Origin of the sequence: Verminephrobacter aporrectodeae subsp. tuberculatae At4 (genome assembly GCF_000193225.1) — a bacterium.
Classification (GTDB): domain Bacteria; phylum Pseudomonadota; class Gammaproteobacteria; order Burkholderiales; family Burkholderiaceae_C; genus Acidovorax; species Acidovorax aporrectodeae.
Genome location: NZ_AFAL01000123.1, coordinates 1 through 7,633, shown reverse-complemented (window position 1 = coordinate 7,633; position 7,633 = coordinate 1). Strand labels below are relative to the sequence as shown.

The following is a 7,633-nucleotide window of genomic DNA, read 5'->3' as shown; positions in this document are numbered from 1 at the left end:
CTGCGGCCGGTGGTGGTGCAGCCCCGCCCCCCGCCGTGGCGGCGACGGCAACGGCACCGGCCGCAATGCCCGCGCACCGGCCGGAGACGCCAACGGCCGGCCTGCCGCATGCATCGCCCTCGGTGCGCAAGTTCGCGCGCGAGCTCGGCGTGCCCATCGAGGAAGTCCCGGGAACGGGCCCCAAGGGCCGCATCACCCGGGACGACGTGCAATCCTTTACCCGGCAGGTCATGCGCGGCGCCACGCAGACCAAGGCGCAGGCCGCGCAGGCAGGGGGCTCCGGTGCGGGCCTGGACCTGCTGCCCTGGCCCAAGGTGGACTTCGGCAAGTTCGGCCCCGTCGAGCGCCAGGAGCTCGCGCGCATCAAGAAGATCAGCGCGGCGAACCTGCACCGCAACTGGGTGCTCATTCCGCACGTCACGAACCATGACGACGCGGACATTACCGAGCTCGAGGCCTTCCGCGTGCAGTTCAACAAGGAAAACGAGAAGAGCGGCGTCAAGGTCACCATGCTCGCCTTCATGGTCCGCGCCGCCGTGGCCGCGCTCCGGAAATTCCCCGGGTTCAACGCCTCGCTCGACGGTGACCAACTGGTGCTCAAGAACTACTTCCACATCGGCTTTGCCGCGGACACGCCAGGCGGCCTGGTGGTTCCGGTGATCCGCGACGCGGACCAGAAGGGCATCGTCCAGATCGCGCAAGAGATGGGCGAGCTGTCCAAGAAGGCGCGCGACGGCAAGCTCGGCCCGGCGGACATGACCGGCGGGTGCTTCAGCATCTCGTCGCTGGGCGGAATCGGCGGGCGCTACTTCACGCCCATCATCAACGCGCCCGAGGTCGCGATCATGGGCGTGTGCAAGAGCCGCACCGAGCCCCAGTGGGACGGCAAGCAGTTCGTGCCACGCCTGATGCTGCCCCTGAGCCTGAGCTGGGACCACCGCGTGATCGACGGCGCCGCAGCGGCGCGCTTCAACCAGTACTTTGCCTCGCTGCTCGCGGACCTGCGCCGCATCGTCATGTAACAACGAAAGGGCAACGCACATGGCCACCATCGACATCCAGCTGCCCGATATCGGCGACTTCGACGAAGTACGCATCATCGAACTGCTGGTCCAGGCCGGAGACAGCATCCGGGCCGAGCAAAGCCTGATCACCGTGGAGTCCGACAAGGCGTCGATGGAGATTCCTTCGAGCCACGCCGGCCGGGTCAAGGAGCTGAAAGTAAAGCTGGGCGACAAGGTCAAACAGGGCTCGGTGCTGTTGGCACTGGAGGTGCAGGAGGTGGCGGACGCACCGGCGCCCGCCGTGGCCGCTGCTGCTGCGCCAGCATCGGCATCGACCGCCGCAGCGGCCGATCTGGAATGCGATCTGCTCGTTCTCGGCGGCGGCCCCGGCGGTTACTCGGCCGCCTTTCGCGCCGCCGACCTGGGCCTTCGGGTCGTCATCGTCGAGCGCTACGCGACCCTGGGCGGCGTGTGCCTGAACGTGGGCTGCATCCCGTCCAAGGCGCTGCTGCACGTCGCGTCCGTGATCGACGAAGCGCGCCACCTGGCGCGCGCCGGCGTCGATTTTGGCGCGCCCAAGATTGACCTGGCCGCGCTGCGCGGCCACAAGGAAAAGATCATCGGCAAGCTCACCGGCGGCCTCGCCGCGATGGCCAAGATGCGCAAGGTCACCACCGTGCGCGGCTACGGCGCCTTTGTCGATGCCCACCACGTCGAGGTCGAAGAAACCACGGGAGCGGGCCAGCAAAGGACCGGCGACAAGAAACGCATTGCCTTCAAGAAGGCCATCATCGCCGCCGGTAGCCAGGCCCTGCGCCTGCCGTTCATGCCCGAGGACCCGCGCGTGCTCGACTCCAGCGGCGCGCTCGAACTCGCCACCCTCCCCAAGCGCATGCTGATCCTCGGTGGCGGGATCATCGGCCTCGAAATGGGGACCGTGTACAGCACGCTGGGCGCGCGCCTGGACGTGGTGGAAATGCAGGACGGCCTGATGCCGGGCGCCGACCGCGACCTGGTCAAGATATGGCAGAAGATGAACGCCGGGCGCTTCGACCGCATCATGCTGCAGACGAAGACCGTGGGCGCCCGGGCCACGCCCGAGGGCATCGAGGTCACGTTCGCCGCTGCGCAAGAGGGCGGCAGCGCCCCCGAAGCACAGCTCTACGACCTGGTGCTGCAGGCCGTGGGCCGCGCGCCCAATGGCCGCAAGATCGCTGCCGAAAAGGCCGGCGTCACCGTGACGCAGCGCGGCTTCATCGAGGTCGACGTCCAGATGCGCAGCAACGTCGCGCACATCTTCGCCATTGGCGACATCGTGGGCCAGCCCATGCTCGCGCACAAGGCGGTGCACGAGGCGCACGTGGCCGCGCAGGTCATCGCCGGTGAATTGCAGGGCGACAAGGCGCTGGCGTCCACGGCCTTCGACGCCCGCGTGATCCCCAGCGTGGCCTACACCGACCCCGAAGTCGCCTGGGTCGGCCTGACCGAGGACCAGGCCAAGGCCCAGGGAATCAAGGTCAGGAAGGGCCTGTTCCCCTGGACGGCCTCCGGCCGCGCCATCGCCAACGGCCGCGACGAGGGCTGCACCAAGCTGCTGTTCGACGACGCGCCGCAGGCGCATGGCCACGGCAGGATCCTCGGCGGCGGCATCGTGGGAACGCACGCCGGTGACATGATCGGCGAGATTGCGCTGGCCATCGAAATGGGCGCCGACGCGCTGGACATCGGCAAGACCATCCACCCGCACCCCACGCTGGGCGAGAGCATCGGCATGGCGGCAGAAATTGCGCACGGCAGTTGCACGGACGTGCCACCGCAGAAGAAATAGCCCGTCCCGGGAATGGCATGCCGCCGACAAAGCATCCTTTGCCCCGCGCCGGCATCCCCTTTGGAGCCTGCTGATGTTCAAGGTCCCCCCCGTCTCTGCCGAGCGCCTGCCCGGGCTGCTGCGCGCCATGCCCAAGGCCGAGTTGCACATCCACATCGAAGGGACCCTTGAGCCCGAGATGATTTTTGCGCTGGCGCAGCGCAATGGCCTGCGCCTGCCGTACGCCAGCGTGCAGGAGTTGCGCAGCGCGTACGCGTTCAGCAATCTGCAGAGCTTTCTCGACGTCTACTACGCGGGCGCCAGCGTCCTGCTGCACGAGCAGGACTTTTATGACCTGGCACGCGCCTACCTGGCGCGCGCAGCGCGCGACAAGGTGCTGCACGCCGAAATCTTCTTTGACCCGCAGACCCACACCGCGCGCGGCGTGGCCATGGAGACGGTCGTCAACGGCCTGCACCGCGCCTGCGCGGACGCGCGCACCGAGTCGGGAATCAGCGCCGCGCTGATCCTTTGCTTCCTGCGCCATCTGAGCGAAGCTTCGGCGTTCGAGACGCTGGAGCAGGCCGGGCCGTTGCGCGACAGGATCGTGGGCGTGGGGCTGGATTCGAGCGAGCAGGGCCACCCGCCCGAGAAATTCGCCCGGGTGTTTGCGCGCTGCCGCGAACTGGGCCTGCGCCTGGTCGCGCACGCGGGGGAAGAGGGGCCCCCCGCGTACATCTGGGGCGCGCTCGACGCGCTCAAGGTCGAGCGCATCGACCACGGCGTGCAGGCCGTGCACGACGCGGCGCTGATGCGCCGCCTCGCGCAAGAGCGCATCGCGCTCACCGTATGCCCCCTGTCGAACCACAGGCTGCGCGTGTTCCCCGAGTTGGCGCAGCACAACCTGCGCCAACTGCTCGACGCCGGCCTCGCGGCCACCGTGAACTCGGACGACCCGGCGTACTTTGGCGGCTACGTCAACGAGAACTTCACCCAGGTGTTCGCGGCCACCGGGCTCACGGTCCGGCACGCCTACCAGCTGGCGTTCAACAGCTTCGAGGCCAGCTTCGCGGGCACCGCCGAGAAACGCGCGTGGGAGCACCAGCTCAAGGAAAGCTTCGAGCGCTTCGTGGAGCACGACTGATATATATGCAGCGCCCCGAGGTTCTCAAGCAAAATACCGCGCCTGCGCTGATATGGGCGCGGACACGGCTGCATATTCAATGACAATCTGCGCGCGCCAGGAAAAGCGCAGCACCGCAGAAACCAGAACCAGACAATGAGCATCAAGAGCGACCAATGGATCCGCCGCATGGCCACCGGGCACGGCATGATCGAGCCCTTCGAGCCCGCGCAGGTGCGCGAGGCGCAGGGCCACAAGGTCATCAGCTACGGCACCAGCAGCTACGGCTACGACATCCGCTGCGCGTCCGAATTCAAGGTCTTCACGAATATCCACAGCACCGTGGTCGATCCCAAGAACTTCGACGAAAAGAGCTTCGTCGATTTCCGGGGCGACAGCTGCATCATCCCGCCCAACAGTTTTGCGCTCGCGCGCACGGTCGAGTACTTCCGCATCCCGCGCAACGTGCTCACCATCTGCCTGGGCAAAAGCACCTACGCGCGCTGCGGAATCATCGTGAACGTAACCCCCTTCGAGCCCGAATGGGAGGGCTACGTGACGCTGGAATTCTCCAACACCACCCCGCTGCCCGCGCGCATCTACGCCGGCGAGGGCTGCGCGCAGGTGCTGTTCTTCGAGAGCGACAAGGACGACGTGTGCGAAGTCAGCTACCGCGACCGCGGCGGCAAATACCAGGGCCAAACGGGCGTGACGCTGCCCAGGGCGTGAACCGCTTGCACGGCTTTTTCCCGGGGTGTGAAAAATGGCTGGGTGGCCAGCGATGCGACAATGACAGGCTCAATGACCAGTTCCTTTTCCAATCTATCGCTGGCTGAACCGCTGGCGCGCGCCGTAGCCGAAATGGGCTACGAATCCATGACCCCGATCCAGGCGCAGGCCATCCCGGTGGTGCTCAGCGGCCAGGACGTCATGGGCGCTGCGCAGACCGGCACCGGCAAGACGGCGGCGTTCTCGCTGCCCCTGCTGCAGCGCCTGCTCAAGCACGAGAGCGGCTCCGCGTCCCCCGCGCGCCACCCGGTGCGCGCGCTGGTGCTCTTGCCGACCCGCGAACTCGCCGACCAAGTGGCCCGGCAGATCGCGCTGTACGCCAAGCACACCAGGCTGCGCAGCACCGTGGTGTTCGGCGGCATGGACATGAAGCCCCAGACCATCGAGCTCAAAAAAGGCGTGGAGGTGCTGGTGGCCACGCCCGGCCGCCTGCTGGACCATATCGAAGCCAAAAACACGGTGCTCAACCAGGTCGAGTACGTGGTGCTCGACGAGGCCGACCGCATGCTCGACATCGGCTTTCTGCCCGATTTGCAACGCATCCTCTCGTACCTGCCCAAGCAACGCACCACGCTGCTGTTCAGCGCCACCTTCTCACCCGAGATCCGGCGCCTGGCCGGCAGTTATCTGGACAACCCCGTGACCATCGAGGTGGCGCGCCCGAACGAGACGGCCGCGACGGTGGAGCAGCGCTTCTACAGCGCCAACGACGAGGACAAGCGCCGCGCGATCCACCAGGTGCTGCGCACGCACGGGCTCACGCAGGCGTTCATTTTCGTGAACAGCAAGCTCGGCTGCGCGCGTCTGGCGCGCAGCCTGGAGCGCGAAGGACTCAGGACCACCGCGCTGCATGGCGACAAGAGCCAGGACGAGCGTCTGAAGGCGCTGGAAGCCTTCAAAAGCGGTGCAGTGGACCTGCTGGTGTGCACCGATGTGGCCGCGCGGGGTCTGGACATCAAGGACGTTCCCGCCGTGTTCAACTTCGACGTGCCCTTCAACGCCGAAGACTACGTGCACCGCATTGGCCGCACCGGCCGCGCCGGCGCGTCGGGCCTGGCGTTCACGCTGGTCTCGGCGAGCGACGCCCGCTTGGTCGCCGACATCGAGCAACTGATCAAGAAAAAGATCGACATCGAAGCCATCGAATACGACGAAGACCGCCCCCGGGGCCGCATCAACGACGGCCGCCGTGCCTGGCGCGATGCGGGCGAAACCGGCGACCTGCGCGACGCCATCCCGCCGGCGCCGCGCGAACGCAGCGAGCGCCGCGAACAATACCGGGGCGCGCGCCCGGCAGTGAGTGCGCACGACCCATTCTTCGAAAAGCCCTACGAAGCCAACAGCGCCGACGCAGCGGCGCCCACCTGGGAAGCCGCCGCCAGGCAGCCCGCGCGCAGCAGCGTCTCCGCCAACATCAAGCCCCGGCGCAAGCTCGCGGCCCTGCTCAAGGCTTCCCAGCCGGAGACGCAGTAGTCCCGCCGCCCGGGAACTACCGCGCCGCCAACCTGGGCCTGATAGGGGTTGTAAGCCGGAACCGCCGAAAATTCCGTCAGCCGATACTTTGAGGGGCTGGCGTAGCCCATGCCCGCCGTATTGACATTTGAGGGGCTTCGCCCCGCCGCGTTAGTCATCGGTCAGGATCGTCTCGTAGTCCTGGCCGCCGTAGAACACGCCAATGATGGACACCTGCTCGTCGTCTACGTCGAAGGCGATCACGGCGCGCTTCTTGTAGTTGGTGATGCGCAGACCGGCGCGCACGTCATCGCGCATGGTGCCGCGATGTGGGAAGGTGCACAGGCTCTCGCAGTAGCTCACGATGGCCTCGATGTACCGCGCTGCAATGTCGGGTGATGCTGCAACGGCGATGTAGCCGTACAGAGCCGCAAGCTGTTCCTCGGCCTCGGGGGTGAAGATGACGCGATAGCTCACCGTGCCTTCGCGTGCTCGACAGCAAGACGGGCACGCACCTGGTCAACGGTGACAGCTCGGGATGGATCGGCTTTCAGGGCATCGTAGGCCGGGCCGACCTGGTTGTGTAACCAGCTTTCGACGGCTCGATCACGCGCTAGAAGAGCGCGCAGCCCATCGCGGATCACCTCGCTTTCGGTGGCGTACTCGCCTGACCGAACCTTGGTTTTCACCACATACGCCATGTCGTTAGGCAGGGTGATGCTCAGTTGTTGTGTGGTTCGCATGGCGCCTCCAATCTTGAATAGGATTTAATCCTACTTCAATGTTCCGCCGCAGTCCAGTCTCACGGACCTGCCGTGCTATGCCTGGGTGCGCTATCGGCAGTTCTCCGACAACCTGGTCGATGCGATGGCCTACCACATGAAGCAGTTGGAGGACGAAAGCAGCGCCGGCGCAAAACAGTCCTTCGTCGCCGAACAGGTGCGCCGTCAGCAAGACACGCTGCAGGTCGGCCGCCTGCTGTCGCTTTACATCGACGACAGCGTGCCCGATCCCACGCCTATCGCCAGCGGCCTGGTGGCACATCCTGCTGAACGGGCTTACACCTTCCAGAGCGATGGCAAGATGATCGACTTGGATGCGCTCGTGGTAGGGCTGGAGTTGGGATGACGGAAATTTCGGCGGTTCCGGCTTGGAACCCCTGATACGGCGTAGCGCCCTGAACCGCTGACAAAACTCCGGCCGCCTTGGGGGCGCCCCCTTGCAAGGCAGGGTTCTGGCCGCGCGGAGAGACTGCAATTTCATAAAACGATCCGTTTCATCGAAGCATTGCAACGCATCATTGATGGGCGTATAAACGCCTATGCGCACAAACACCGATCTGAGGACACCATGAATACCATTCGCTGGAACATTGCCGTGTCGCCGGACATGGATCAGTCCGTGCGCATGTTCATCGCCGCGCAGGGCGGTGGCCGCAAGGGTGACCTGTCGCGCTTC

8 protein-coding genes and 1 pseudogene are annotated in these 7,633 nt (G+C 66.0%); 7 read left to right on the top strand and 2 right to left on the bottom strand.

The genetic code is table 11. The features are described 5' to 3' along the window. The 5 genes from VTU_RS0104760 to VTU_RS0104740 form a co-directional block, all read left to right on the top strand. On the top strand, positions 1-1,022 hold a 1,022-nt coding region (locus tag VTU_RS0104760), incomplete at its 5' end, for a 2-oxo acid dehydrogenase subunit E2 (RefSeq protein ID WP_029554113.1). A 19-nt stretch (positions 1,023-1,041) separates the two neighbouring features. Next, on the top strand, positions 1,042-2,832 hold the full coding sequence (lpdA, locus tag VTU_RS0104755; RefSeq protein ID WP_010101369.1) for a dihydrolipoyl dehydrogenase: 1,791 nt from the start codon (positions 1,042-1,044) through the stop codon (positions 2,830-2,832). Between the two features lie 73 nt (positions 2,833-2,905). After that, entirely contained in the window at positions 2,906-3,955 is a 1,050-nt protein-coding gene (locus VTU_RS0104750; RefSeq protein WP_010101367.1) for an adenosine deaminase, read from the top strand. 135 nt (positions 3,956-4,090) lie between these two features. Beyond that, on the top strand, positions 4,091-4,663 hold the full coding sequence (gene dcd / locus VTU_RS0104745; protein WP_010101365.1) for a dCTP deaminase: 573 nt from the start codon (positions 4,091-4,093) through the stop codon (positions 4,661-4,663). Between the two features lie 72 nt (positions 4,664-4,735). Next, entirely contained in the window at positions 4,736-6,196 is a 1,461-nt protein-coding gene (locus tag VTU_RS0104740) for a DEAD/DEAH box helicase (RefSeq protein WP_010101363.1), read from the top strand. Positions 6,197-6,346: 150 nt separating this feature from the next. Here VTU_RS0104740 and VTU_RS0104735 read toward each other — a convergent pair whose 3' ends face one another. Then, the gene (locus VTU_RS0104735; RefSeq protein ID WP_010101361.1) at positions 6,347-6,652 is read right to left on the bottom strand and encodes a type II toxin-antitoxin system RelE/ParE family toxin; all 306 of its coding nucleotides are present in this window, start codon (positions 6,650-6,652) and stop codon (positions 6,347-6,349) included. Further along, positions 6,649-6,918 carry a ribbon-helix-helix domain-containing protein gene (locus tag VTU_RS0104730; protein WP_010101359.1) on the bottom strand — a complete coding sequence of 90 codons (270 nt, stop codon included), beginning with the start codon at positions 6,916-6,918 and terminating at the stop codon, positions 6,649-6,651. Before VTU_RS0104730 ends, VTU_RS0104735 begins: the two co-directional genes overlap by 4 nt. A 67-nt stretch (positions 6,919-6,985) precedes the next feature. Here VTU_RS0104730 and VTU_RS31160 point away from each other — a divergent pair. After that, positions 6,986-7,195: pseudogene (locus tag VTU_RS31160) on the top strand (hypothetical protein); the annotation flags it as partial. A gap of 330 nt (positions 7,196-7,525) precedes the next feature. Further along, positions 7,526-7,633 (top strand): ribbon-helix-helix domain-containing protein (locus VTU_RS25700; RefSeq protein ID WP_010101355.1); only part of this gene is annotated, 108 nt, incomplete at its 3' end.